The organism is Providencia sp. PROV269, from assembly GCF_028477785.1.
Lineage (GTDB): Bacteria > Pseudomonadota > Gammaproteobacteria > Enterobacterales > Enterobacteriaceae > Providencia > Providencia rettgeri.
Map to the genome: position 1 here is coordinate 56,327 of NZ_JAMPLV010000006.1, position 25,446 is coordinate 81,772.

Genomic DNA, 25,446 nt, shown 5'->3' on the forward strand with positions numbered 1-25,446 from the left:
TTATTTAAGGACTTCCTATGCAAGCCATTTCATGGCGGCACATTGAAATATTCCGTGCAGTAATGACAGCCCCCAACCTGACGGAAGCCGCTGCACTGCTAAACACCTCACAACCAACTATCAGCCGTGAACTTGCTCGCTTAGAATACCTTTTACAGTTTAAGTTATTCGATAGGGTCAAAGGACGTCTACAGCCAACAGCACAAGGATTACGGTTTCTTGAAGAAGTCGAACGCTCTTATTATGGTTTGGAACGCATTAAAAACTCAGCGGAAACTATCCGACGCTTCGAACATGCCCAAATCTCGATAACCTGTTTACCTGCTTTCGCGCAATCTTTATTGCCCCATGTTTGCCAATCGTTTATGGAAAATTACCCTGATGTCAGCATCACAGTGATCCCGCAAGAGTCTCCTGTTCTTGAAGAATGGTTGTCCGCTCAGCGTTACGATTTCGGTTTAACAGAACATTTGCAAATGCCTCCGGGCACTGAACAACAAACACTGGGAAGTTTAAATGAAGTGTGTGTCTTACCCGCAAACCACCCTTTAGCCCAAAAAGAAGTCCTAATCCCCAATGATTTTCAAGGCCAACGTTTTATTAGCCTATCATTAACTGACAGCTATCGTCAGTTGATTGACTCAACATTTGCGGAGCACCATGTCGAGCGCAAAATGGTCATGGAGACGCATTCAGCATCATCTATTTGCGCTATGGCACTAAAAGGGATTGGGATTTCTATTGTTAACCCTTTAACTGCATTAGATTTTCATCAACAATCTGCTGGGAAGTTGGCTCTGCGCCCACTCAGCTTTTCCATTCCTTTTACCGTTAGCTTGATAAAACCTATTCACCGCCCTTCATCACAATTGACCAATATTTTTACTCAACATTTAGAGGATAACTTTAATCAAATAAAAACCCAGCTAATTTCCGCGCTGTTGCATCAATAACTGCCAGTGAGGTGAAGTTACAAACCAATTAGCGAGATAATCAATCACCACCCTCAATGCAGTTGGCATTTTTTGCCGACTCGTATACACAGCGTAAATACCTAGAGGCATTGGCGTATATTCAGGTAATAGTTGAACTAACGCCCCTGAGGCCAAATGATCAGCAACAGAATAATATGGTTGCATAGAGATACCCGCGCCCTGCAATGTTGCCTCAGCGAGAAATACGGATTCATTCGCACTTAATCGCCCATCAACCAATACACTATGCTGCATACCTGCCTTTTCAAAGACCCATAAGCTACGACCAAAAAAATTGTAGGTTAAGCAATCGAGTAAAACTAAATCTTCTGGTTTTTCGGGATATTTTTTCCCTTTTAAAAAATCAGGTGAAGCACAAATGACAGAATGGCAAGTTGACAATGGTTTTGCGATTAAACTCGGCTCCAGTTGATTAGTAATACGGATAGCCAAGTCAATTCGTTCCTCTATTAAATTAACTGATTTATTCGATATTTGCATATCTATAGCCATATTCGGATAGAGTTTCATAAACTCAGCAATAGCCACAGAAAGTGCACTTTGGGCAATAGATTGTGAGCAACTAATGCGCACTAAACCGGATAATGCTTTTGCATCAAGCTCTTGCTGCACAGGGACCATTTGGGAAATAGCATTAAGTTGCAAAGATTGTTGATATACCCCTTCCCCCGCTGAAGTTAAACTTAATTTCCGCGTGGTACGATTTAATAAACGCACTCCCGCCCATTGTTCCATTTCCGACAAATAGCGAGTCACCATCGCTCTCGACATCTCTAATTTTTCTGCTGCTCCACTTAGGCTGCCTTGTTCAACGATAGTAATAAATACTTCTGCTGCCTTTAATCTATCCATACCACTCTCATTTGACCGAATTATGCAACAAACAACACCTAATTATGGGGTTTTTCATCTTATCATTGCAATTTAATATACACGCCATGCAAAAAACAAGCGTTCCTGTATAACTTTATTTTAGGATACAAAATGAAATTTACCTTATTAGCTGCAACCGCGTTATTCGCCACTACGATAAATATGACCCAAGCTGAAACACTAACATTAGATGTTTATAATCCTGGAAATAACAGCGTATTTCCGGTTTCCTCTGAAATTATTAGCGGTTCAAGTGAAGTGGTGTTAATTGACGCACAATTTCAAAAAAATGATGCACAACAATTGGTTGATAAAATTAAAAAGCTCAACAAGAAATTAACCACGATTTATATTAGCCACTCAGATCCAGATTACTATTTTGGGCTCGATACCCTAACAAACGCCTTCCCTGAAGCTAAAGTGGTCGCGACAGCAAACACAGTTGAAGCCATTAAAGCAACTAAAGATGGCAAACTGGCTTACTGGGGTGGTGTATTAAAAGATGAGGCACCTGCCCATATTATCGTCCCTGAGGTCATTAAAGGAGATAGCTTCACAGTTGATGGTGAACGACTTGAAATTAAAGGCCTTGATAGCGCATCACCAGATAGAACTTATGTCTGGGTTCCATCATTAAAAGCCGTTGTAGGGGGCGTTATTGTTTCTGACAATATTCATGTTTGGGTAGCAGATACACAAACAGAAGAGTCACGTAAAAATTGGCAGCAAACATTAAAAGACATCAAAGCACTGAACCCAATAACCGTTGTTCCTGGTCACTTTACGGGAGCATCTAAATTAGATACAAGCACGGTTTCTTTTACTCAAAAATACTTACAAGATTTTGAAAATGCAGCAAAAACAAGTAAAAACTCAGATGAACTCATCCAAAAAATTGCGGTAAAATATCCACAATTGGATGACAAATCAAGTTTAGAACTTAGTGCAAAAGTTGTTAAAGGCGAAATGCAGTGGCCTCAATAACCAAGTGATACTCACTATTGCAGCCATTTTGCGCGGTATGTTCCGTAGCAACTCACTGAATGACTAAAAGCAATTTGGCTGATTTCACCGAATGATAGTGGTATTAATTTTTTGATGATAATGATACAACTTAACTCAAATTACTTAAAAAGATCAAATAGAGAGAACGATTATGAGCAACATCACCCTACACTATATTTATGACCCTTATTGCGGCTGGTGCTATGCCGCTGCGCCTTTAATCGAAATTGCCAACCAACACCCAAGTATCAACATTGAAATGCATGGTGGTGGTATGTTAGCTGGCAATGCACGCCTACATTTAGATGATAATTTTCGCCAATATATTCTGCAAGCTGATAAGCGCATTGCATCCATGACAGGGCAAGTATTTGGCGATGACTATATAAAAATGCTACACGAACCTAATTTGGTTATGGACTCAACACCACCGCAAACCGCTATATTAGCGGCAACCAAGCAAGGCAAAGGCTTTGAGATGCTTAAAGCCATTCAAAAAACACACTACATTTCAGGACGCCATATTAAAGATACCGCGGTACTTCTTGAGCTCGCCAAAGAAATTGGCCTCAATGTAACCCAGTATGTGTCCGACTACAGTGAGTGTGAGCAACATGAAACTGCGGCCCACATTGAAACAAGTAAGGCTCTGTTAGCGCAGTCAGGTGCATCCGGTTTTCCAACTCTGTTAATACAACAACAGGGGAAATGGTTACGAGTTCCATTACAGAATTACCTCGGTGAGCCGAGTAAATGGCAGCAATTTTTAGATTCTTTGGTAACCGCAGCGTCTTAATAATCACCCTTTTTAATAAGCCACCTTTCAAATATGCGCATAAGGTTGTCATTTAATTTAATATTCAATTATTGATAAATACAACCATGTGCTAGCACTAATAATTAACGCGGGGCCAAATGGAATCGTCTTCGTTGTTTTAGCTATTTGCACCCCAGATAATATCTCGGCGTGGGCTAGATTTACCAGTTGCTTTTTTTGGTATATTTTAGGCCATAGCCCAAAGTTAACCCAGTATTGTAATAGCCCCAACCCTGCAGCGGTGGCCAAAAAGTAAGGTAACTCCCAAACACCAAGCCAAGCCGAACAAGCGGCAACGAGTTTAAAATCCCCTCTCCCCATTTGTGGTTGATAAGTTTGTTTTTCAACCAGTGTAACCACCATTAACATCACTAAGTAGCTGATCAGTACTGCATAAATAGCTGAGACTACATTCCCATTTGGTAAGTGAATTTGATATAGCAACCCCACCCATAATAATGGGTACGTAAGAACATCAGGGAGATAACCTATTTTATTATCAATGATAAATAATGGTATTATTAAATTAATATATAATGTTAAAAATAAAATAATACGTAAATTATTAGATGAATAATATATTATAAAAATTAGTACACTATATATTAGAAGCAAAACAGTATTTTTAATAATAATTTTGGATTTATCAAAATGAACAACGGGTAAATAAATAAGTAGTTTTTTAGTCGTAAAAAAGGATATTAGCAGCATAAAAAAAGAAGAAAAAACACAAATAAAATCAATTATATTTATAGATTTATCATTTTGACATGATAATGTAAATTGCTCAGACGGCGAAATAATAGATATAACCGATGATATTAAAGTACAGAGTAACTCCCTCATATTAACTCCTTATTCCTTTATGGAGATAAAAATAAATATACTGTGAATTTCTGCTATCCCCAACACTTTAATTCCGTTGAGTAGAGTCGGTTTATTCGAATATCATGATCTTCTAGTTTACTTTCATCACTGTTTAAGATGTCACCTATGGCACAGACATACTATAAAAGGTCAGTATTTCGTTATAAACTAGGTAGCAGCGCTTGAGTTTAACAATTCAACCCCCATATTCATCAAAGTTATATTATTTATTAACCCAGTCTGTACTAAGGAAAAGCTATGCGCATTCCACGCATTTATCACCCAGAGCCTCTTCAAATAAACACAACAATTTCTCTTGGTGATGATGCTGCAAACCATGTAGGTCGAGTACTGCGCATGACCGCAGGGCAAAAACTCGAACTTTTTGATGGCAGCAATAAAACCTTTAGTGCTGAAATTACTGAAGCAACTAAAAAAAATGTATTCGTACACATTAAAAATAGCCAAGTTGACGATAGAGAATCCCCTCTCGATTTACACCTCGGGCAGGTCATGTCTCGTGGGGAAAAAATGGAATTTACTATCCAAAAATCTGTCGAACTCGGAGTTAATACAATAACACCTTTGTTATCAGAACGTTGTGGTGTTCGCCTAGATGGCGAACGGCTCGATAAAAAATTACTTCAATGGCAAAAAATTGCGATTGCTGCCTGCGAACAATGTGGCCGCAACCGAATTCCAGAAATTCGCCCAGTACAAACCCTTGAAGCATGGTGCGCGGAAACTGACGGTGCATTTAAAGTCAATTTGCACCCACGAGCAACAGAAAGTATTAATACGTTACCCTCTGAACTGAAGAAAGTACGATTGTTGATTGGCCCGGAAGGTGGCTTGTCAGCAGACGAAATTGCCATGACAGCAAATTATCAATTTACCGATATACTGTTAGGGCCTCGAGTATTACGAACAGAAACGACTGCGCTAACCGCTATCACAGCACTACAAGTGCGCTTAGGTGATCTGGGGTAAGGAGAAAAAATGATCAAGCTCGGTATAGTGATGGATCCTATTTCATCCATCAAAATCAAGAAAGACACCAGTTTTGCAATGATGCTGGAAGCTCAGCGTCGAGGTTATGAAATCCATTATATGGAAATGAATGACCTGTATTTACACCAAGGTGAAGCTCGCGCACAAACAAAAATCGTGACAGTCGAAGAAAACCCAGAAAAATGGTACGAATTTCATGGGGAACAAGATATCCCCCTAAGTTCACTTGATGCCATTTTAATGCGGAAAGACCCGCCTTTTGATACTGAATTTATCTATGCGACTTATATTTTAGAAAGAGCGGAACAAGCTGGCACCTTAATTGTGAATAAACCGCAAAGCTTACGTGACTGCAATGAGAAACTCTTTACTGCTTGGTTTGCTGAGTTAACACCTGACACATTGGTCACGCGCAGCCCACAAAAGTTAAGAGAATTTCACCAAAAACATGGCGATGTCATATTCAAACCACTAGATGGTATGGGTGGCGCTTCGATTTTCCGTCTTAAACAAGATGACCCAAATGTGGGCGTAATTATCGAAACGCTAACGGAACATAGCTCCCGTTACTGCATGGCCCAAAACTTCCTACCAGCAATTAAAGATGGTGATAAACGTGTCTTGGTGGTGGATGGTGAACCTGTTCCTTATTGCTTAGCGCGAATTCCAGCTCAAGGTGAAACCCGAGGTAACCTTGCAGCGGGTGGCCGTGGGGAAGCTCGTCCATTAAGTGAAAGTGACTGGGCCATTGCGCGTGCCGTAGCGCCAACATTAAAAGAAAAAGGCTTAATTTTTGTTGGCCTTGATATCATTGGTGACCGTTTAACCGAAATTAACGTGACTAGCCCAACGTGTGCACGGGAAATTGAAGCCGCATTTGATATCTCCATTACAGGTATGTTAATGGATGCCATTGAACGCCGTCTCAATAAATAATTTATAGTGGTGGTTTATCTTCACTGATGGCTTTTATTATTTTCACACAATAAAAGTCATCCGTTTTATTTACCACCTATAAGTTTGCCTTTTATTGTGTTCTCTCAATTGTTTTAAATTTGCTGGAGTCTAAGTTTGAATCTGCAAAACCATTTTCTTATCGCCATGCCATCCTTAACAGACCCTTATTTTGAGCAGTCAGTCGTTTATATGTGTGAGCACAATGAAAAAGGGGCGATGGGGATTGTGATTAACAAGCCTATTGATGATTTTTCTGTCGATAAGATGCTTAAAAAACTCGAAATTACGATTTCAGATAAAATTGATAACCGTAATTTAAAGAAGCCTGTCATTGCGGGTGGTCCCGTGGCTGAAGAGCATGGGTTCATCTTACACACACCGATAAAAGGTTTTTTATCGAGTCTGCACTTAAATGATGAAGTGATGGTGACAACGTCAAAAGATATCTTAGAGACTTTAGGAAGTGAGCACTCCCCCTCAAACTCTTTAGTTGCACTAGGTTATGCAAGCTGGGAACCAGGCCAACTTGAACGTGAAATCATGGAAAATAGCTGGTTGACCGTTGAAGCTTCTCCTGAGCTTATTTTTGATACACCAATTCATGAACGCTGGACTGCTGCAGCTAAATTAATTGGTATTGATATTCATACTATTTCAATGCAAGCGGGGCATGCTTAATGTCTGGAAGAACTTTGTTAGCCTTTGATTTTGGAACCAAAAGCATCGGTGTGGCCGTTGGACAAGAAATTACAGGTACCGCGCGACCATTAACCTCACTAAAAGCCAGCGATGGCCGCCCTGATTGGCAACAAATCGAAAAGTTACTTAAAGAATGGCAACCTCAGTTGGTTATTGTTGGCCTTCCCCTTAATATGGATGGCACGGAACAACTGGTTACAAGCCAAGCCCGTAATTTTGCAAATCGAATTCATGGCCGTTTTGGTGTTAAAGTCGAATTACATGATGAACGTCTTTCCACGGTTGAAGCAAAAGCAGGCCTTTTTGAACAAGGTGGTTATCGAGCTTTGAGTAAAGGAAAAGTAGATTCTGCGTCTGCTGTTGTGATCCTTGAAAGCTGGTTTGAGCAACATATTTAAGCATTGCGTATTTTACGTGGTTATTTTTAGCTTAACCTCATGCAATGGTGCCGTTCTGATGTAATTTGCTTTACACTATGGTCAATAGCCGCTATTCATGTAAGACATGAATAAAATAGTATTGAATAAACCATATTGAATAAAATAATGACCATTCAAAATAATATCTCTGATGTCACCGCGCGTATTGAGCATGCTGCCGCAGAGTGTCAGCGCTCACCACAAGACATTACGCTACTCGCGGTAAGTAAAACCAAACCTTGTGAGGCTATTTTAGAAGCTATAGAGGCAGGCCAACGCCAGTTTGGTGAGAACTATGTGCAAGAGGGCGTTGAGAAAATTCAATATTTCTCTGATAGAAATGACTTAGTTTGGCATTTTATCGGCCCATTACAATCGAATAAAAGCCGCCTTGTTGCTGAGCACTTTGATTGGTTCCATACCTTAGACAGAGCCAAAATCGCTCAGCGCTTAAATGACCAACGTCCAAGTGGAAAAGCGCCCCTCAATGTGCTAATTCAAATCAATATCAGCGATGAAAACAGTAAATCAGGTATAACACTCGCAGAAGTTGCAGACCTTGCGGCGCAAGTCGCTACGATGCCAAACCTTGTGCTACGGGGCCTGATGACGATCCCTGCACCTGAAACGGATTATGAACGCCAATGTGCTGTGTTTCATCAAATGAATGAGGCATTTAAGCAATTAAAAACCACTTACCCCACTGTTGACACTCTTTCAATGGGGATGACTGACGATATGCGTGCAGCAATCCATTGCGGCTCAACACTTGTTCGCATAGGAACCGCTATTTTTGGCGCTCGCCAATATCACCAATAAGATAGGAGAACAGAATGCAACATCGTAAAATTGCCTTCATCGGCGCCGGAAATATGGCTCACGCCATCATTGCTGGGCTGGTTAACCATGGTTACCCTGCATCGATGATCACGGTGTGCTCTCCTACACCTGTACGTCGAGACAAACTGGCCGAGCAATATGGCATTATCAGCAGTCATGATAACTTAGCTGCGGTCAAAGCCGCTGAGGTCATTATCCTAGCGGTTAAACCACAAATGATGAAAGAAGTGTGTGAACCGCTGCAAAATGCCACAAACTTTGACCAAAAATTAGTGCTGACAATTGCCGCGGGGATCCCTGCAGAGCGTTATAATGATTACTTTGCACACCAACTGAATTTAGTACGCATCATGCCAAATACGCCATCGTTGGTGGGTAAAGGTGTTAGCGGGTTATTTGCTCAAGGGAAGGTTTCTGAGCCAGACAAACAGTTTGCTCAAGAGCTGATGCAAAGTGTTGGCTCCACGATTTGGTGCCAACAAGAGCAAGACATCAATAAGATTATTGCCATTACTGGTAGCTCCCCTGCCTATTTCTTTCTGTTTATGGAATCAATGCAGCAAAAAGCAGAACAACTCGGTTATGATAAGCAACAAGCTCGCGAGCTCGTTCTGAATGCAATTGAAGGGGCTGTAGAACTAGCTAAGTCACAAAGTGACACGGACTTTTCGGCTTTACGTGAACAAGTCACCTCTAAAGGCGGTACCACCGCGATGGCTTTAGAGCAATTTTATAATGGAAATCTTCCGCAAATTGTTGCCGATGCAATGCAAAGCGCAATACACAGAGCAGAAGAAATGGAAAAACTTTTTTAAATTAATCGCGGAATTCACCATGCAGACCTTAGTATTCGTCGTTACTACCCTGATCCAACTGTATATTTTTGTATTACTACTGCGCGTATGGATGCAGTGGGTACGCGCAGACTTTTATAATCCTTTTTCGAAATTTGTCGTTAAAGCAACACAGCCTATCGTCGCACCATTACGCCGAATCATTCCTTCTTTTGGCGCGATAGATACCGCTTCAGTGGTTGTTGCGTTTGTTTTAGCCATTGCAGCCATTATCTTTGGTATGTGGGCAACAAACTTACTCCCTATTTTAGGTATAAGCATTTTACCTATGGGATTGATTTTATTATTAACCTATACCGGTAAATTAATTTTTTGGATGATTTTAATCCGTGCAATTCTAAGCTGGGTTAGCCAAGGCCGTAACCCAGTAGATTATTTATTATACCAATTAACCGAACCTTTAATGGCGCCAATCCGTCGCATCATTCCTGCTATGGGCGGGTTAGATTTCTCTGCAATGATTGTGATGTTTATTTTAATCGCATTGAATTACCTGCGTGTAGATATCTCACTGATGATTGACCCATCATTGACTGCAATGATGTATTCCATTGGTATTATGTAAAAACGAGTTTTAAATAATGCAAAAAGTTGTTTTAGCCACCGGTAACCCCGGAAAAGTGAATGAGTTAGCTGGCCTACTACGTGATTTTGGGATGGATATCGTCGCACAAACCTCATTAGGCGTTGAGTCCGCAGAAGAAACGGGCTTAACTTTTATTGAAAATGCAATCCTAAAAGCGCGTCATGCAGCAGCACAAACCGGGTTACCCGCAATTGCTGATGATTCAGGAATTTCCGTTGATGCCCTTGGTGGCGCGCCGGGGATTTACTCTGCCCGCTACGCAGGTGAAGAAGCAACAGACGAGCAAAACCTAGTTAAGCTATTAGAAGCAATGAAAAATGTGCCTGACGACCAACGTCAGGCTCAATTCAACTGTGTGTTAGTTTATTTGCGGCATGCAGAAGACCCTACGCCATTAGTATTCCATGGCCGTTGGCACGGTATCATCACCCGTGAACGCAAAGGCCAAGGCGGCTTTGGTTATGACCCCATATTCTATGTTCCTGAATTAGGTTGTACCTCAGCAGAGCTAACAAAAGCGGAAAAGCAAGCCGTTTCACATCGTGGAAAAGCACTCACAATGATGTTGGATGCGCTAAAGAATGCTTAAATTACCCCCGCTGAGCCTGTATATCCATATCCCTTGGTGTGTACAAAAGTGCCCTTATTGTGACTTCAACTCACACACACTTAAAGGTGAGATCCCTCAGCAAGAATATGTGGCACACTTATTGGCCGATTTAGACACCGATGCAAAATTAGTTGCAGGACGTTCGGTGAAAACTATTTTTATTGGGGGCGGAACACCCAGTTTATTAAGTGCTGAGTCAATGCAAGCTTTAATGGATGGCGTACGTCAGCGAGTTGATTTAGACCCACATGCAGAAGTTACCATGGAAGCAAACCCTGGTACTGTTGAAGCTGGTCGTTTTGCAGGTTACCAAGCCGCAGGAATTAATCGTATTTCTATTGGCGTACAAAGCTTCGGTAACGATAAACTAATCACTTTAGGGCGTATTCATGGCGCTGATGAAGCGAAGCGTGCTGCTCAGTTAGCCGCTAATCTTAATTTAAGAAGCTTTAACCTCGATTTAATGCATGGGTTACCCGCGCAAACTCAGGTTGAAGGTTTATCAGACCTGCGCCAAGCTATTGAACTTGCCCCTCCGCACCTGTCTTGGTACCAACTCACTATTGAACCTAACACTCAATTTGGCTCACGCCCTCCGGTATTACCCGATGACGATACACTGTGGGATATTTACACTGAAGGCCATAAATTATTGAGTGCGGCAGGTTACCAGCAATATGAAACATCCGCCTATGCTAAACCCGGTTACCAATGCCAACACAACCTCAATTACTGGCGCTTTGGTGACTATTTAGGTATCGGTTGCGGCGCTCATGGAAAAATTTCTTTTGAAGATGGTCAAATTTTACGAACCGTAAAAACAAAACATCCTCGAGGTTATATGGAGGGCCGTTATATGCACCAATCCTATGACGTTGGCGCTTCCGATAGACCATTTGAATACTTCATGAACCGCTTTCGCCTTCTTGAAGCCATGCCACGCGCTGAATTTACCCAATATACAGGGTTACCAGAATCAACAGTTAGAGCGGCTATTGATGAAGCTTTAGCTAAAGGCTATATCACAGAAACCGTGAATGAATGGCAGATTACAGAGCATGGAAAATTGTTTCTCAATTCGCTATTAGAGCTATTTTTAGGTGAAGAATAGCGGCTATTCGGTTCATTTATAAATTACTTCACTGATAAATTAGATGAAAGCCCACTTCAAACGAAGTGGGCTTTTGTTTAGAGATAAAAATGAAATAGACAAGAATAACAATTGAGGTAATACATATTGCCACCATCAATAAGACAGTGGCAGATATCTGTTATAGAGCATTCACCACCGCATTAACTTGCTCTGTTAAGCTAACTAAACCGCCACCTGACAAGTACCATAAGTCAGATTGCAGGTAAGTAATTTTGCCATCTTTATAAGCTTTGGTTTCTTGAATATTGCTATCTTCAAATACTGTTTTATCCAATTTACCTGCACCAATCGCTTCGCTACGGTCAACAATCAGGATCACATCTGGGTTAGCTTGAGCAATAGTTTTGGTATCCACAACACGGCGTTTTGCTTTATCTGCACTTTCATCAACCGGTAGGTCAGCGCGTTTTGCTTTCACAACGTTGTAAACAACGGCTTGGCTATTTGGAATTAATTTGCCGTCATTATGCATCAATACTAAAACTTTTTTATTGGAATCAGCCGCTTTCTTCTGGGCGTCTGCGATGACTTTATCTAATTGGACTAACTGCTCATCAACCGCTTTTTGGTTACCGTAGAGCTCACCAATCACACTAATATTGGCTTTTACAGAATCAATATAGTGTTTGCTATCAGAGCCTAAATTGATAGTGGGTGCAATTTTTGATAACTCATCATAAGACTTACCTTGACGACCTGTGATCACAATCAGATCAGGTTTTAATTGTGCGATTTTGGCTAAATCAGGTTGTTTCATTCCACCTGCGTTTTCCATTGATGCAGGAATACTGCCTTTTATATAAGCAGGAGCATTGCCAGTTGGTAGTGCAACAACCTTGTCACCTAAGCCGAGTTTTTGCATTGAGTCATAAACACCGAAATCAAACAGAACCACTTTTTGTGGTTTTTTCATGACTTCAGTTTCACCTGATAGGTGTTTGATCGTCACTTTTTCAACGCCTTGTGCTGTAACCGCATTTGGAGTGAAAGTGGTAGATTCAGCGCTAAGAGCAAAAGGCGCAGAGAATGACAACACAGAAACAAGCAGAGCAGGAATGAATTTTTTCATTTAAATGATCCCAATTTAGTCATTAAGCCAAACCCGCATTGTAAAGTGAGTGGCTTAGATGTCAATCAAATAAGAATCAATTTCATTTTCATTCCCATTAATGGAGTTAATATCACACAAATTGATGATAACGATAATATAGATAAATAAAAAACAGTAATGTACAAAAATACACTACTGTTCATAAAGTTATTATTGATTTTAAATCGATCAGTGACTTTTGATTGAATTAAGTAATGAGACGCGTTGTTGCTCTATTGAAGTCACTTTAGAACAAACTTGTTGGCCGAATTGCTGGAAGCTTTTCTCTTGTTTTTTCCATTCAGATTCAAGTTCTTGTTGTAACCCGCCTAAGTTGCCTAGCATACCTTGTAACGCTTTATTGGCATCACCACCCGATAATAATTGCTTACGCCCCATCTCATTAATGCTGTCTTGTAAAATACCGCCTAAGCTTTCATTGACTAACTCCCGCCCTTTCGTTTCAACCGTTTTCATGGCTTTATGGTGAAACACATAACCATTGGGACGAGTCTCAATAATTTGGTTGATTTGCCCATTAAGATCTTTTTCTAATTTTGTTAACCGGTTACGGATATTGCTGTCACTACCAACCACTTTAACGACAACTTTGTCTATCGTTTCCCTTGAAGTTGATAATTTTTTTTCTGATTCTTGTTTTATCCAAGGTAAATCCTGACGAATATCGGCTTGGTAACGAATAGCTTGCTGCTTTTGCGCCTCTGTTGCAGCCACATTTTTACCGTTAAGTGTGATTTCACCGTTTGGCGTAATTTTTAAATCACCACTCGCACCAATGACTTGCACACTTTCGGGTGTCATAAAGATGTCATCCTTTGGTGTTACAGAACAGTTATAATCTGCAGCTTGGCTCGTCGCACAAGCAAGGAGTGAAAATGCAATTAATGTACGGCGTAACATAAAATCTCCTAGTAGAGCATTAATTAAAAAACAGAACGCCCAATTCGTTTCGATAATAACTCTAAAGCCGCACATCCGACTAAAGAGTTCCCCGCCGAGTCTAGCTCAGGTGACCAAACCGCGACCGTAAATTGGTTTGGTACTACGCAGACAATACCCCCTCCAACGCCAGACTTACCGGGCATTCCTATCCGAAATGCAAACTCACCAGAGCCGTCATACATACCACAAGTCATCATTAATGCATTGATTTGTCTTGATTGCAGCGGTGTGATGATGGGGTCAATAGAGCAAGATGACATTCCTTGCGATGTTAAATAAGAAAAACATCTCGCTAATTCAACACAGTTCATACTTAGAGAGCAATAATGAAAATAAGTTTCGAGAACTGTTAAAACATCATTTTCAAAATTCCCAAAAGATTTCATAAGATAAGCAATGGCCGCATTACGGCTGGCGTGTTCCAGTTCTGAGCGAGCGACAACTGTGTCATAGCTAATATCCGGTTCGCAAGACAACTTTCGGACAAACTCCAACATACGCTGTTTTGGTGCGCTAAGGCGTGATTGCAGCATATCAGCGATAACAATGGCTCCCGCATTAATAAACGGGTTTCGAGGTATCCCCTTTTCCATTTCAATTTGAATTAGCGAATTAAATGGTAGCCCGGAGGGTTCTTTACCTACTCGGCTCCAAATTTCCTCTTCCTCATAACGCGTCATTGCAAGCGTAAGGCTTAATACTTTTGAAATAGATTGAATTGAAAAGCGTTGATATGCATCCCCTGCGGTAAAAATATCACCATCGATTGTGGATACAGCAATACCTAAATGGTGGGAAGGCACACAACCTAAAGCAGGAATGTAATTTGCAACACAACCTTGCCCAATCAGTGGGCGAACTTGGTCTAGGATATCGTTGAGTAGCTGGTTAGAAAACATGGCGCTCAAAACGTTGACTCCAGATAGTATTTGCAACAGAAAATAAAGGCACCCAATTTTTGGATGCCTCTTCAAGCGACTGAAAGTTCAGTTTATTTATTGAGGTTGACTCAATAAAATTATTCTTCCCACCAAACATCAAAAAGCTCAGAAACGACGACGTCATTCATACCTTTTGATTTTAACCAGTTTTCAACAATTTGACGGTGCTCTTCGGTACATTTGCCAATTTTTTGTAGGCAAACGATCCCTTCCCAGCTCATATAGCCACTTGCTTCAAATGCTAAACCATTCGGTTCAATCGCTTCTGCAATCAGTTGGTCAACGGTGCTGTCAACTTCCTCAATCGGCGTACCTTCTTTAAAGCTCCACTTAACGGTAAAGCCTAACTCTTGGAACTCATCCAAGCGTAATTTTTTACGTAAACGACGACTACGTTGTTGTTTAGCCATTATTTGATCCTCTCAAACATTAAATCCCATACACCGTGCCCTAACCGCTGGCCGCGCTTTTCAAATTTTGTTTCTGGTCTTGTTTCTGGACGAGGAACGTAATCACCTGATGGCGATAAGTTTTTATACCCTTCGACACTCGTCATCACTTCAAGCATGTGCTCTGCATAAGGCTGCCAATCCGTTGCCATATGGAAAACACCACCGATAGCTAGTTTACTACGAATTTTTTCTGCAAACGGAACTTGCACAATACGGCGCTTATTGTGTTTCGCTTTATGCCATGGGTCAGGGAAAAATAACTGAACCATTTCAAGGCTTCCATTTGGGATCATGCAGTCTAAAACTTCTATTGCATCATGGCACATCACCCGTAAATTGGTGACATTTTCTTCTTTTGCTGATGCTAAACATGCGCCAACACCGGGAGCATGAACTTCGATACCTAAAAAGTTTTTATCTGCATTTTGAGATGCCATGGTCACCAATGAGGCGCCCATCCCAAACCCAATTTCCAAGGTAACTGGATTTGAGTTATTAAATACTTTGGCAAAATCAAAAGGCTCATTGATAAAATCGATGCCTTTTTCTGCCCATTCTTTTTCTAATGCGTCTTCCTGACGTTTTGTCAGACGCCCTTGACGGCGGACAAAACTACGGACTCGGCGCATAACCCGCCCATCTTCATTATATTCGGGGGAGATAACATTATTGATCATAATAAAGGTTCTAAAATGAATGCCCAATTAAGTTAGTGTGCCAACAATCAAGTTTATAAGGTGATTGGTTACCAAATTTATCAATTTACAGCCCTAAATGCCCAAGTTACAGTGAGTACCCTTACCCTTGAAGCATGATGGATATCGGAGTTTAGCAAAACTTCCACAAGGATGCAGTTGATAATTAGCTAACTTTACACTAAACAACACAATAGCGGTTTACAGCCCTCTTCGTCTATGTTGCAATTCCTGCCATGACTGGAAATATCAATAAAAAATAAAATTATCAATGGAAGCTCAACAATTTTCATCTGCAGTGCTTGACTGGTATCACAAATACGGTCGTAAAACGTTGCCATGGCAACAGGAAAAATCGTCCTACCATGTTTGGTTATCAGAAGTCATGCTGCAACAAACCCAAGTGAGTACTGTAATCCCCTATTTTGAGAAGTTTATCTCTCGTTTTGAGGATGTTACCGCCCTTGCCAACGCACCTCTTGATGAAGTTTTACACCTATGGACAGGACTCGGCTATTACGCTCGGGCTCGGAACCTCCATAAAGCGGCACAAGTGATCGCGACTCAATATGATGGCTCGTTTCCCACTACATTTGATGAAGTATTAGCGCTACCCGGTGTTGGCCGGTCCACTGCTGGGGCAATTTTGTCTTTATCGCAAAAACAGCATTATCCTATTTTAGATGGTAATGTTAAACGTGTATTAGCTCGAGCTTATGCGGTTGATGGCTGGCCGGGTAAAAAAGAAGTCGAAAATCGCTTGTGGGAAATCAGTACTGATGTCACGCCAAAAGAGGGAGTTGAATTTTTTAACCAAGCGATGATGGACTTAGGTGCGATGGTCTGTACTCGCAGTAAACCAAAATGTGAGCTGTGCCCACTTATTTTTGGTTGCATGGCCTATGCCAATCATTCATGGCAAAACTACCCGGGCAAAAAGCCTAAACAGAAAATTCCTGAAAAAAGTGCTTGGTTTCTAATTATGCAGCACGGTGACAGTGTGTGGTTAGAGCAACGCCCACCATCCGGTATTTGGGGGGGGTTATTTGCCTTCCCACAATTCAATTCTTTAGAGCAACTCAATGATTGGTTGAGAGAATCAGGCCTTGAATATACTCAATTAGAGCAATTAATTTCCTTCCGTCACACATTTAGCCATTTCCATTTAGATATTATCCCTGTAAAAGTTAACATTCAGGCATTTAATTCTGCCATGGATGAAGGCAAAGGACTCTGGTATAACTTACACTTAGGCGCAACTATCGGCCTTGCAGCCCCAGTTGAAAGTTTACTAAAACAGCTCGCCTTACTACCTGATATTTGAGGAAAAATTAATGAGTAGAACCATTTTTTGTACATTTTTACAACGTGATGCAGATGGGCTAGATTTTCAGCTTTACCCAGGTGAGTTAGGAAAACGTATTTTTAACGAGATTTCAAAAGAAGCATGGAGTCAATGGATGGCAAAACAAACTATGCTTATTAATGAAAAGAAACTCAATACCATGAACCCTGACGACCGTAAAATGTTAGAACAAGAAATGATTAATTTCTTGTTTGAAGGCCATGATATCCATATTGATGGCTATACACCTGAAAAATAATCTGTTTGTCTACCTACTAAGTAGGTAGACTTTTGCCCCAAGACTGTGAATCGTATGAAAAAACTATTTGCGCTGAGTTTGTTAATTCCCTTAATTGTTTCTTGTTCTAGCAAGCAAAAATCTGACTTTAACCCTAATTATGTCAAAGATACCAATGGGTTCGATATTTTAATGGGCCAATTTGCCCACAATATTGAAAATATCTGGGGCATTAAAGAAGTGTTAATTGCAGGCCCAAAAGACTACGTTAAATATACCGATGAATACCGAACTCGTAGCCATATTAATTTTGATGCGGGAACCATCACGGTTGAGACAATTTCAGCAATAGAACCTTCACAGCACCTAAAGAAAGCTATTGTCACCACCTTATTAATGGGAGATGACCCTAATTCCATTGACCTCTATTCTGATATTAATGATATTCCTCATAGCAAAGAACCCTTTTTATTTGGCCAAGTGCTAGATAACACAGGAGAAGCTATTCGTTGGGAATGGCGAGCCACAAAGTTTGCTGATTATCTGATAGAAAATAAAATGCAGCGCCGGCAGTCTGGTATGAATATTGTTTGGTCCGTAACTATGCAACTAGTACCAAACCATTTAGATAAACGGGCTCATAAATATTTACCTTATATTAAAAAATCTTCAGCCAAATATGGTGTTGATGAATCATTAATCCTAGCTATCATGCAAATTGAATCGAGTTTCAACCCTTATGCGGTTAGCCGTTCTGATGCACTTGGTTTAATGCAGATAATGCCAAATACAGCAGGGAAAGATGTTTTCCGCTCACAAGGGAAATCCGGTGTTCCTAGCCGTAGCTATTTATTTGACCCAGAGAAAAATATTGATACAGGCACTGCTTACTTAGCTATATTGCAAAACAGCTACTTAGGCGATATTCGTAACCAGACCTCACGCCGCTATGCGGTCATCACTGCCTATAATGGCGGAGCTGGTAGCGTATTACGTGTCTTCCACAGTGATAAAAAACAAGCAGCACAACGTATTAATAATTTAGAGCCTGGAGAAGTGTATGAAACTTTATCCACTAAACACCCAGCGGCTGAGTCACGTAATTATCTTATCAAAGTGAACAAAGCACAGAAAAATTATCTCCGCTAAAATTTTTCCAATATTGCATGCCAGCCAAAATTGGTTTTTAGGCTGGCATTTGTTATTAACCTTAATAATTTTATGTATATTCGATTAAAAACTGGCTAACATGTTGAAAAAAAGCGCATACAGTCAAAAGTTTATTGAAAGCGCCTTGACTCAACCAATGAAATCAGGTTTAATACGCTCCGTTGCCCGGATAGCTCAGTCGGTAGAGCAGGGGATTGAAAATCCCCGTGTCCTTGGTTCGATTCCGAGTCCGGGCACCACTAATTCTCAACAGACGTCAAATGACGTCTGTTTTTGTTTGTAACGCCCGCTAAAATTAACACTCCGCCAAAGTTTCACCTCAACTGAATTCTATTCGACTCTACCCACATCAACCCTACTGTGCAGGTACAATTGCGGGTATACACTAGTTCGATAGAATCTTGTACCCTCTTTATCTGGCACTATTGCAAAATTTAAGTAATAGGTATGCTAAATTAATTATTTTGTTACTGAGAATTGTTTGGTGAATGCATTTAAAGCTCGTCATTTCACAGGTATTATCATCCTTTGAGCTATGCATTGGTACTGCAAATACGGTATCAGTTATCAAGAACGCTTGGAAATGTTGGCTGATGGTGGTGTAAATTTAGTTCACACGACAATCTATCGCTGGATTCAACGTTATGCGCCAAAAATAGAAAAGCGGTTATGTTGGTATAGGTGTAGTCCCTCCGACCTCAACAATTGGCATTTAAACGGAACTTATATCAAAGTGAATGGGAAATGGACGTACCTTTACCGAGCTGTCGATAGCCGAGTGCACAGCATTGAATTTTACCTCTCACCACATCGTAATACCAAAGCTGCCTATCGGTTTTTAAGAAAAATATTCAATCGAGTTAGAAATGGCAAATCCTCAGGGTTATCAATACAGATAAAGCCTCACCTTATAGTCAAGCTCTTAACCCTCTCAAAAAAGAAGGAAAATGCCCTACACATGTAGAGCAACGGCAAATCAAATTTCACAATAATGTCATTGAATGCGATCATGGAAAATTGAAGCGCGTGATAAATCCCACCTTAGAATTTAAATCAATTAAAACGGCACATGCGACTATTAAAGGTATTGAGATAATGCATGCACTTCGCAAGGGTTAAGCTGAACATTTGTTACTATGCTCAACCGCTAAGCGAAATGCACCTAGTGAATCGGCTCTTTGGTATGTAGCCCATTTCGAGTTGAAAAACTCAATCTCACCACTTTATTTGCAACAGTGCCCTTAATTGGGATTCTGTTATTATTTTAATGGGTCACCTATTATTGAAAAACAATTTCAATATAAATAATCTTCATTATCAGGTAATATTTATTTAGCTACCTTACGACCCACATTTATTAAAATGAAGTGTAGCCTACAAATTCGCGAATACTTCATAAAACGAGGTTAAATGGAATGTGTACGAGTTTATCAATAACAGATAGCCAAAATAATATTTACCAAGGGCGAACATTAGAATTAACGGAAGACCTGCCCTCTTGGATAACATATTATCCTGCGAATACTTTTTTTCAGAAAAAAGCCCCTAATGGGGAAAATGGTATTAATTATACATCTAAATTCGATATTCTTGCGATAACGACCGAAGTTTATTTTGATGGAGATAACCATAATATATTCCAAGGGTTAAATAGTGCAGGATTAACGTTTAGTGCAAATATGATTTCTGAAGCAGAGCTTACGCCAATTAATCCGGAAAACTATTATTTATCATTGCCTGTTACCGCATTAGGCGAATGGGCTTTATCCCTTTTTAGTCATGTTGATGACGTTAAAAAAGCGGTTGAAAATGGTTACTTTTGGTCCCCTATTCTTGTTAACTTTAGGAATTTAACATCACCATTCCACTATGCTTTTTATGATAAACACGGTGGTAGCATTATTGTTGAAGCCGTAAATGGCAAATTACAGGTTTTTGATAACCCTACTCGTGTCATGACTAATGGGCCTGATTTTCAATGGCATTTAAAAAACCTGAATAATTATACTCAGTTATCAAACCTAGATATATCAACAAGTTTACTGGGTAATATTCGAGTTACTCAACCTGATAGTGGTATTGCAACATCAAATCTACCTTCGTCTGATACATCTGTTGGGCGTTTCATTCGAGCGGTTTTTTATAGTACTTATGCGCCAAAAGTTGACAATGCAAAAGACGCTATGATTACACTCGCTCACATTATGAATAATTTTGACCGTACTAAAAATATGACTGTTGATAATATGGGGGAAGGAGAAGGCACTCAAAATAGTTTACTTTCTGAATATACTGTTTGGAGCTGCTTATCTGATTTATCTAATGGTGTAATATATATTAGAGGTTATGGCGAAATGAATTATAACCAATATTCAATTAGCCAATTTAGTAGTGCAGGAAAACCTGTATTTCAACAACTGGATATTTATTAATTTATAATCGCAGAAGATAAATACTAGGTTATCTTCTGCTATCTCATAAACCTATTTTATCGTAGCGTCTTCATATTTTGGTAAAGCCCTTTCAATTTCACCTAATGCAAAGGCTAAATCCACAGCAGCAATAACTGAACCCGTATAAGAATCAATATGAGCAAGCTCGGCTGTTAATAATGCAATTTCTGCGGCATTAATTTCAGTCACTGTTCCTAAACCATTTTTATAAAAATCAACACTGGCGGTATAACTTAATTGAGTTGTTTCGACTAGGTTTTTCGCCGCTTTATTGGCCTCAACCGCTGATTTTAGTGCATTCTCAGTTAAACTCATCTCTCGAATCGCCATTTCTTGGCTTTTCCGCAAATTCTCTTGGGCAATAAGAATATCCGACTGAGCATTCTTCATACGTGCTTGCCTTATTCCCCCTTCATAAAGCGGAATACTGATACCTATCAAAATATTTGAAGATGAAGAACTTTGGTTGATACCCGGTAGTCCTTGCACATCTAAACGGCTGCTTCCCCCCGCGACTGCCCCCGCTAAATAGACTTTAGGGAAATAGTCGGATTCCACAGATTGGGTCGTTTTCATCGCTGCCAGTGTAAGTTCATAGTTAGCAAGCACATCAGGGCGCTGGGCTAACGCATTTCTGATCCGTTCATGGGTCAACGGTGCGATATTATCAGGCAAAACATCGTTATCATTATATTGAATATTAATTGTTTTCAATGGAGATATACCGATGGTAGAGAGTAATAATTGGTATTGATCTCTTTCTTTCCCTTTAGCTAATACGTTCTGAAACTCTAATTGTGAAACTTGCTGCTTCGCTAATGCAACATCCAGTACGGTTGCTAGCCCACGCGCTTTTTTTTGCTCTACGGCATACAATAAACGCTGGCTTCGCTCCAAAGCTTCATAAGTTATTTTTGTTTTTTTCTGTGCTGCACCATAAGCATAATAAGCAATGGTTACATCATGAATAATTTTTTGGTGAAGTAAATTAAAGTTAAGGTCAGAAGCTAAAGATGCATGTTTGGCTGCATCAGTTAATGCTCCTCGCTGACCAAAATCAAACAATAGCCATTGAAACGTTATCGCAGGGATAAAAACATGGTTAGAAACATCAATTTTATCGACTAAATCATTATGTGGTAACTTCAATGTTCCACGTTGATAGCCACTTAATGCTGTTGCAGTTATAACGGGTAAATAGGTACTTTCAACCATTCCCACATTGGTTGCGGCTTTTTTAGCAAGCTCCCAAGCAATACGTGTTTCAGGATTATTTTTTTGTGCAACATCGATAAGGCTTGCTAGGTCATATTGATCTTTAAATACTTCGTTATGTTCAGCATATAAATTCTCTTCAGGGGAAGAGATATATGTGTCAGTTTCATATTGTAAAGGCTGCGGCGCTTTATCCATAAATGAACGGCTCGTATCGACACAACCGACAAGAAAAATGCTGAATATCGAGATGAGTAAATATCGTTTTTTGTCGTATCTCATTGATTGGGTCATTATCATTACTTCTCGCTCACTAGTTCTTTAATGACTTGCTCTTTTTCTTGAGCCGATAAAGTTGAAGGTATCGTATTTAAGACATCATATTTCAAATCACTGGCAGATTTTAAATTTGTATTCGAATCAAAATGATCTTTATGATTAAAAGGAATAAATTCAGACGAATAATTTTGGTAACTATCTACTGAAACCTTGGTTAAGAATTGGTTTAAGAAATGAGTTAAAGCCCCCCCTTTATCTTTAAAGTGGGTTTCGAACATCAATAAATTAATATCATCTTTTGTTTTAATAACGCCCTCATTGATTGCAGCAACCAAACTGAGAGCCTCGACATTGTTATCATAAGATTTTAATTTAAGTGCCGCATAACTATCTAGAATATTTCTAATTTGAGAGTTAACTGTAGTCATGATAGAGACCGGCCACACTTTAGTGAACATAATGTACATGACAACATTACCTAATAGGATACCGAGGATCCTATCGGAAGCAACATCCAGATCATAGCTCGGTTTAAAACCATGAAGAACGGTTAATAAAAATGCCAGCCCAACTTGGACTCCTGCATAGGATATACGCTCATTACCCGCAGCCACCCATGCAGCAGGCAAGATACAGAAAAAGATGAGTATCATTAGGCTAAAAATATCGGATAAATGAGGGATAATATACACAATCGAAATAACCCCGATTAATGCACCAATTAAACACCCTATAATACGCAGCGTTAGCTTATGTACTGTTTCACCAACAGAAGTCAATGCAACAACGTAGCAAGTGATCATCGCTGTGTGGATCCCCTGCCATTCAAAATAGTCATAAAAAACATAGCATATTAGTGCAGCACAGGTTGTTTTGATGGCGAAATATTTATGGTTTGGATTTGTAAAAGCGTCTTTAACAAAAAAGGGATTTTTAGCTTTAGGGTCACTCCCCACTTTCTTCTTAAATAGAATATCTTGAAAATCAGCCAGTATTTTCTGGTTTTCAAGGTAACTATTTTTTTCGCTTTTTAGCGTTTCCAATTGTTCAATTTGGTTTTTTTCCAAACACTGCGCAATAAATTGACATTTTTCCGCAAGTAATAGACGAATTTCAGCAGAAGTATCATCGGGTAAATTTAAGGACATGATCAGTATTTCATACGAATTATCAACCATGCTATCTAGCCACTGGATTTCCCTTTTTCCTTTTAGAAAAAAGAGTTTGATGAGCATTAGGTTCCGTTTACATTCAGCCTGCGTACTTAAAGCTTCACTAATTTGAATTGAATACGGCATTTTCCCTAAAAAAAATTGGTTTGCAGCCAAAAAACGCTCAGCTAGCTTATTCATTAATAATTTTTTAGGGCTAATCCCAAAAAAGTAATTAAAGATAACCACCAATAACATGGGGGATACAGCCATTAATAGTGCGTATAAAAGCCCTCTTGTTGCGGCATCGCCAAAAGGAACATCATCAATCAATGTCATTAGAAATGCAATTACAAGGGCAATTAAGTTACCGACATCACCAAGGCTGCTCGCTGAAGACAAATACATAAATAACCCTGAGAAAAGGGCCATAAAGAAAAAGCGCAACATCACATTTTGAATCGTAAAGTTAAACAATATAAAGATTACACAGACCGCTATACTGCATAGCACTATGACACCAATACATAACAGAATATTTTCAATCGCATTGGCTTTAACAAGGTAGATAATTAAATAGCAGCTAATCGCCGATTCTGGAATTTCGTATAACATCGCAATGCCAGCCATTAATGCGCACAGTAAAGCAATCCGCCATGTTGTCGCGAAACGAAAATTAAATGGCAACAAATCTTGTTTTATTTGTTGAAGAACCAGTAAAGCTTTAGCAGTCATCATCTTGGGATACAATATTAACAGTGGCAGTCGCACCAACACGCATCAGATTTTTCGGTGGATTTTCTAAAATTACTCTCACAGGAAAACGTTGTTCAACACGCACCCAATTTAAAGACTTGGGGACATAAGGTAAGTCTCGAGGTATATTCAACAGATCAGTAGACATTACTCCCCAACCTGCACCTTGTACTCGGCCTTTAATAGGTTGTTTGTTATTAATCATTGAATAAACAACTGCACAGCTGCCCATTTGGATGTTATCTAACTCTGTTTCTTTAAAGTATGCGGACACAAACCATGTCTCTGTATCAATTAAGGTAAAAACAGATTGCCCTGAAAGGACAAACTCACCCGCTGATATCGTTAGTCCAACAATATACCCATCACTCGGTGCCTTAATTTCCGTGTTACCCAATTCCCACTCAGCCATGGCGAGTGATATTTTTAATGACTCAACAAGTGCTTCTTCAGATTTGGTGTTATTAATTAATGCTTCTGATGCCACATTTTGTTTTTGAGCTTGTTTTAAGCTGACTTCTGCATCACGTTTTAAGGTTCGGGCGTCATCCACTTGTTGGGCGGTAACAAAACCTTTCGCCAACAATGGCTCTAAACGTTTTAAAGACTGGGTTGCCAGTGCAAGGTTAACTTGTGCACGTTTTATTTGCTCTTCAGCCACTTCAGAATTTGATGTTTCAGCGACAATAATTCTCTTCTTATTGCTTAACGCCGCTTCTGCAACAAGTAACTCGGCTTTAGCTTGGTTCACTCGTAGAGCATACATAGTCGGGTCAATGGTAAATAATCGATCGCCTTTTTTGACTTCCTGATTTTCTTTAACATAAAACTGGCTTATCCGTCCCGGAACGACAGAAGAAATGTTAATTTTATTGGCCTCAATCACGGCCTCTTCACTTAGTGGATTCAGAATCGATGATTGCAGGCTTTTCCATAGTAATAGTAATAAAGCCGCAAATATGCCGATTGTGAGAATGACGGCTATCTTTTTTTTATTTTTTATATTCATAAT

Annotated in this window: 26 protein-coding genes, 1 tRNA gene and 1 pseudogene; 18 read left to right on the top strand and 10 right to left on the bottom strand. The window is 39.8% G+C overall.

The annotated features are described in order from the left end of the window. The first annotated feature begins 17 nt into the window (after positions 1 to 17). The gene (locus PR683_RS10475; RefSeq protein ID WP_109911967.1) at positions 18 to 953 is read left to right on the top strand and encodes a LysR family transcriptional regulator; all 936 of its coding nucleotides are present in this window, start codon (positions 18 to 20) and stop codon (positions 951 to 953) included. On the opposite strand, the gene PR683_RS10480 is transcribed toward PR683_RS10475, so the two are convergent. Continuing rightward, positions 927 to 1,847, bottom strand: a complete 921-nt coding sequence (locus tag PR683_RS10480; protein WP_117162822.1) for a LysR family transcriptional regulator — start codon at positions 1,845 to 1,847, stop codon at positions 927 to 929. The genes PR683_RS10475 and PR683_RS10480 overlap by 27 nt on opposite strands. A gap of 132 nt (positions 1,848 to 1,979) precedes the next feature. Here PR683_RS10480 and PR683_RS10485 point away from each other — a divergent pair, with 132 nt between their 5' ends. After that, complete coding sequence (locus tag PR683_RS10485; protein ID WP_004914125.1) at positions 1,980 to 2,852, top strand: MBL fold metallo-hydrolase; 873 nt, start codon at positions 1,980 to 1,982, stop codon at positions 2,850 to 2,852. 172 nt (positions 2,853 to 3,024) lie between these two features. Further along, complete coding sequence (locus PR683_RS10490; protein ID WP_272581784.1) at positions 3,025 to 3,669, top strand: DsbA family protein; 645 nt, start codon at positions 3,025 to 3,027, stop codon at positions 3,667 to 3,669. A gap of 57 nt (positions 3,670 to 3,726) precedes the next feature. Here the strand turns inward: PR683_RS10490 and PR683_RS10495 are convergent, their stop codons facing one another. Then, positions 3,727 to 4,536 carry a prepilin peptidase gene (locus tag PR683_RS10495; protein WP_227024214.1) on the bottom strand — a complete coding sequence of 270 codons (810 nt, stop codon included), beginning with the start codon at positions 4,534 to 4,536 and terminating at the stop codon, positions 3,727 to 3,729. 279 nt (positions 4,537 to 4,815) lie between these two features. On the opposite strand from PR683_RS10495, the gene rsmE reads away from it, so the two are divergent. From rsmE to hemW, 9 genes are all read left to right on the top strand, one after another. Continuing rightward, positions 4,816 to 5,547 carry a 16S rRNA (uracil(1498)-N(3))-methyltransferase gene (gene rsmE / locus PR683_RS10500; RefSeq protein WP_115166703.1) on the top strand — a complete coding sequence of 244 codons (732 nt, stop codon included), beginning with the start codon at positions 4,816 to 4,818 and terminating at the stop codon, positions 5,545 to 5,547. A gap of 9 nt (positions 5,548 to 5,556) precedes the next feature. Beyond that, on the top strand, positions 5,557 to 6,504 hold the full coding sequence (gshB, locus tag PR683_RS10505; RefSeq protein ID WP_004914137.1) for a glutathione synthase: 948 nt from the start codon (positions 5,557 to 5,559) through the stop codon (positions 6,502 to 6,504). A gap of 135 nt (positions 6,505 to 6,639) precedes the next feature. Next, the gene (locus PR683_RS10510; protein ID WP_004914139.1) at positions 6,640 to 7,203 is read left to right on the top strand and encodes a YqgE/AlgH family protein; all 564 of its coding nucleotides are present in this window, start codon (positions 6,640 to 6,642) and stop codon (positions 7,201 to 7,203) included. Then, positions 7,203 to 7,622 (top strand): Holliday junction resolvase RuvX, encoded by a 420-nt coding sequence (ruvX, locus tag PR683_RS10515; protein ID WP_004914142.1) that lies wholly within the window; start codon positions 7,203 to 7,205, stop codon positions 7,620 to 7,622. The genes PR683_RS10510 and ruvX overlap by 1 nt, the downstream gene beginning before the upstream one ends. 147 nt (positions 7,623 to 7,769) lie before the next feature. Further along, positions 7,770 to 8,462 (top strand): YggS family pyridoxal phosphate-dependent enzyme, encoded by a 693-nt coding sequence (locus tag PR683_RS10520; protein ID WP_164528470.1) that lies wholly within the window; start codon positions 7,770 to 7,772, stop codon positions 8,460 to 8,462. A gap of 14 nt (positions 8,463 to 8,476) precedes the next feature. Further along, complete coding sequence (proC, locus tag PR683_RS10525; RefSeq protein ID WP_109911962.1) at positions 8,477 to 9,298, top strand: pyrroline-5-carboxylate reductase; 822 nt, start codon at positions 8,477 to 8,479, stop codon at positions 9,296 to 9,298. 19 nt (positions 9,299 to 9,317) lie between these two features. Beyond that, entirely contained in the window at positions 9,318 to 9,902 is a 585-nt protein-coding gene (locus tag PR683_RS10530) for a YggT family protein (RefSeq protein ID WP_042851654.1), read from the top strand. A 16-nt stretch (positions 9,903 to 9,918) separates the two neighbouring features. Next, entirely contained in the window at positions 9,919 to 10,512 is a 594-nt protein-coding gene (gene rdgB, locus PR683_RS10535; RefSeq protein WP_109911961.1) for an RdgB/HAM1 family non-canonical purine NTP pyrophosphatase, read from the top strand. After that, positions 10,505 to 11,644, top strand: a complete 1,140-nt coding sequence (hemW, locus tag PR683_RS10540) for a radical SAM family heme chaperone HemW (RefSeq protein ID WP_004914156.1) — start codon at positions 10,505 to 10,507, stop codon at positions 11,642 to 11,644. The genes rdgB and hemW overlap by 8 nt, the downstream gene beginning before the upstream one ends. A gap of 160 nt (positions 11,645 to 11,804) precedes the next feature. Here the strand turns inward: hemW and PR683_RS10545 are convergent, their stop codons facing one another. The 5 genes from PR683_RS10545 to trmB all read right to left on the bottom strand — a co-directional run bounded on the left by PR683_RS10545 (position 11,805) and on the right by trmB (position 15,809). Further along, positions 11,805 to 12,755 (bottom strand): siderophore ABC transporter substrate-binding protein, encoded by a 951-nt coding sequence (locus PR683_RS10545; RefSeq protein WP_004914159.1) that lies wholly within the window; start codon positions 12,753 to 12,755, stop codon positions 11,805 to 11,807. A gap of 210 nt (positions 12,756 to 12,965) precedes the next feature. Then, positions 12,966 to 13,697, bottom strand: coding sequence for a DUF2884 domain-containing protein (locus PR683_RS10550; RefSeq protein ID WP_004914162.1), 732 nt, complete (start codon positions 13,695 to 13,697; stop codon positions 12,966 to 12,968). A 23-nt stretch (positions 13,698 to 13,720) separates the two neighbouring features. After that, positions 13,721 to 14,647 (bottom strand): glutaminase B, encoded by a 927-nt coding sequence (gene glsB, locus PR683_RS10555; RefSeq protein ID WP_094962054.1) that lies wholly within the window; start codon positions 14,645 to 14,647, stop codon positions 13,721 to 13,723. Positions 14,648 to 14,757: 110 nt separating this feature from the next. Beyond that, the gene (locus PR683_RS10560; RefSeq protein ID WP_109911960.1) at positions 14,758 to 15,090 is read right to left on the bottom strand and encodes a YggL family protein; all 333 of its coding nucleotides are present in this window, start codon (positions 15,088 to 15,090) and stop codon (positions 14,758 to 14,760) included. After that, positions 15,090 to 15,809: a tRNA (guanosine(46)-N7)-methyltransferase TrmB gene (gene trmB / locus PR683_RS10565; RefSeq protein WP_109911959.1), complete on the bottom strand. Its 720-nt coding sequence runs from the start codon at positions 15,807 to 15,809 to the stop codon at positions 15,090 to 15,092. The genes PR683_RS10560 and trmB overlap by 1 nt, the downstream gene beginning before the upstream one ends. Before the next feature lie 289 nt (positions 15,810 to 16,098). Here trmB and mutY point away from each other — a divergent pair, with 289 nt between their 5' ends. The 6 genes and pseudogenes from mutY (at position 16,099) to PR683_RS10595 (ending at position 21,012) form a co-directional block, all read left to right on the top strand. Next, positions 16,099 to 17,151 (top strand): A/G-specific adenine glycosylase, encoded by a 1,053-nt coding sequence (mutY, locus tag PR683_RS10570; RefSeq protein WP_109911958.1) that lies wholly within the window; start codon positions 16,099 to 16,101, stop codon positions 17,149 to 17,151. 10 nt (positions 17,152 to 17,161) lie between these two features. Beyond that, the gene (locus PR683_RS10575; protein ID WP_272581785.1) at positions 17,162 to 17,431 is read left to right on the top strand and encodes an oxidative damage protection protein; all 270 of its coding nucleotides are present in this window, start codon (positions 17,162 to 17,164) and stop codon (positions 17,429 to 17,431) included. A 54-nt stretch (positions 17,432 to 17,485) separates the two neighbouring features. After that, positions 17,486 to 18,559 (top strand): membrane-bound lytic murein transglycosylase MltC, encoded by a 1,074-nt coding sequence (mltC, locus tag PR683_RS10580; RefSeq protein ID WP_109911957.1) that lies wholly within the window; start codon positions 17,486 to 17,488, stop codon positions 18,557 to 18,559. A 184-nt stretch (positions 18,560 to 18,743) separates the two neighbouring features. Beyond that, positions 18,744 to 18,819: transfer RNA gene (locus PR683_RS10585), tRNA-Phe, on the top strand. 296 nt (positions 18,820 to 19,115) lie between these two features. Next, positions 19,116 to 19,769, top strand: a pseudogene (locus PR683_RS10590) (IS6 family transposase). Between the two features lie 226 nt (positions 19,770 to 19,995). Then, the gene (locus PR683_RS10595) at positions 19,996 to 21,012 is read left to right on the top strand and encodes a linear amide C-N hydrolase (RefSeq protein ID WP_004905208.1); all 1,017 of its coding nucleotides are present in this window, start codon (positions 19,996 to 19,998) and stop codon (positions 21,010 to 21,012) included. A 51-nt stretch (positions 21,013 to 21,063) separates the two neighbouring features. Here the strand turns inward: PR683_RS10595 and PR683_RS10600 are convergent, their stop codons facing one another. The 3 genes from PR683_RS10600 to mdtN are packed head-to-tail and all read right to left on the bottom strand — an operon-like array spanning position 21,064 to position 25,443. Then, positions 21,064 to 22,548, bottom strand: coding sequence for a TolC family protein (locus PR683_RS10600; protein ID WP_442959608.1), 1,485 nt, complete (start codon positions 22,546 to 22,548; stop codon positions 21,064 to 21,066). After that, positions 22,548 to 24,416, bottom strand: a complete 1,869-nt coding sequence (locus PR683_RS10605; RefSeq protein ID WP_110732244.1) for an FUSC family protein — start codon at positions 24,414 to 24,416, stop codon at positions 22,548 to 22,550. Before PR683_RS10605 ends, PR683_RS10600 begins: the two co-directional genes overlap by 1 nt. After that, the gene (mdtN, locus tag PR683_RS10610; protein ID WP_123382467.1) at positions 24,403 to 25,443 is read right to left on the bottom strand and encodes a multidrug transporter subunit MdtN; all 1,041 of its coding nucleotides are present in this window, start codon (positions 25,441 to 25,443) and stop codon (positions 24,403 to 24,405) included. Before mdtN ends, PR683_RS10605 begins: the two co-directional genes overlap by 14 nt. Positions 25,444 to 25,446: the final 3 nt, after the last annotated feature.

Coding starts and splice junctions, on each gene's coding strand:
- PR683_RS10600 (WP_442959608.1), bottom strand. CDS start 22,548: ATGATAATGACCCAATCAATGAGATACGACAAAAAACGATATTTACTC.
- gshB (WP_004914137.1), top strand. CDS start 5,557: ATGATCAAGCTCGGTATAGTGATGGATCCTATTTCATCCATCAAAATC.
- PR683_RS10605 (WP_110732244.1), bottom strand. CDS start 24,416: ATGATGACTGCTAAAGCTTTACTGGTTCTTCAACAAATAAAACAAGAT.
- mdtN (WP_123382467.1), bottom strand. CDS start 25,443: ATGAATATAAAAAATAAAAAAAAGATAGCCGTCATTCTCACAATCGGC.
- rsmE (WP_115166703.1), top strand. CDS start 4,816: ATGCGCATTCCACGCATTTATCACCCAGAGCCTCTTCAAATAAACACA.
- proC (WP_109911962.1), top strand. CDS start 8,477: ATGCAACATCGTAAAATTGCCTTCATCGGCGCCGGAAATATGGCTCAC.
- PR683_RS10490 (WP_272581784.1), top strand. CDS start 3,025: ATGAGCAACATCACCCTACACTATATTTATGACCCTTATTGCGGCTGG.
- trmB (WP_109911959.1), bottom strand. CDS start 15,809: ATGATCAATAATGTTATCTCCCCCGAATATAATGAAGATGGGCGGGTT.
- PR683_RS10520 (WP_164528470.1), top strand. CDS start 7,770: ATGACCATTCAAAATAATATCTCTGATGTCACCGCGCGTATTGAGCAT.
- PR683_RS10545 (WP_004914159.1), bottom strand. CDS start 12,755: ATGAAAAAATTCATTCCTGCTCTGCTTGTTTCTGTGTTGTCATTCTCT.
- ruvX (WP_004914142.1), top strand. CDS start 7,203: ATGTCTGGAAGAACTTTGTTAGCCTTTGATTTTGGAACCAAAAGCATC.
- PR683_RS10475 (WP_109911967.1), top strand. CDS start 18: ATGCAAGCCATTTCATGGCGGCACATTGAAATATTCCGTGCAGTAATG.
- PR683_RS10480 (WP_117162822.1), bottom strand. CDS start 1,847: ATGGATAGATTAAAGGCAGCAGAAGTATTTATTACTATCGTTGAACAA.
- PR683_RS10595 (WP_004905208.1), top strand. CDS start 19,996: ATGTGTACGAGTTTATCAATAACAGATAGCCAAAATAATATTTACCAA.
- mutY (WP_109911958.1), top strand. CDS start 16,099: ATGGAAGCTCAACAATTTTCATCTGCAGTGCTTGACTGGTATCACAAA.
- PR683_RS10550 (WP_004914162.1), bottom strand. CDS start 13,697: ATGTTACGCCGTACATTAATTGCATTTTCACTCCTTGCTTGTGCGACG.
- PR683_RS10560 (WP_109911960.1), bottom strand. CDS start 15,090: ATGGCTAAACAACAACGTAGTCGTCGTTTACGTAAAAAATTACGCTTG.
- rdgB (WP_109911961.1), top strand. CDS start 9,919: ATGCAAAAAGTTGTTTTAGCCACCGGTAACCCCGGAAAAGTGAATGAG.
- PR683_RS10575 (WP_272581785.1), top strand. CDS start 17,162: ATGAGTAGAACCATTTTTTGTACATTTTTACAACGTGATGCAGATGGG.
- PR683_RS10495 (WP_227024214.1), bottom strand. CDS start 4,536: ATGAGGGAGTTACTCTGTACTTTAATATCATCGGTTATATCTATTATT.
- PR683_RS10530 (WP_042851654.1), top strand. CDS start 9,318: ATGCAGACCTTAGTATTCGTCGTTACTACCCTGATCCAACTGTATATT.
- PR683_RS10485 (WP_004914125.1), top strand. CDS start 1,980: ATGAAATTTACCTTATTAGCTGCAACCGCGTTATTCGCCACTACGATA.
- mltC (WP_109911957.1), top strand. CDS start 17,486: ATGAAAAAACTATTTGCGCTGAGTTTGTTAATTCCCTTAATTGTTTCT.
- hemW (WP_004914156.1), top strand. CDS start 10,505: ATGCTTAAATTACCCCCGCTGAGCCTGTATATCCATATCCCTTGGTGT.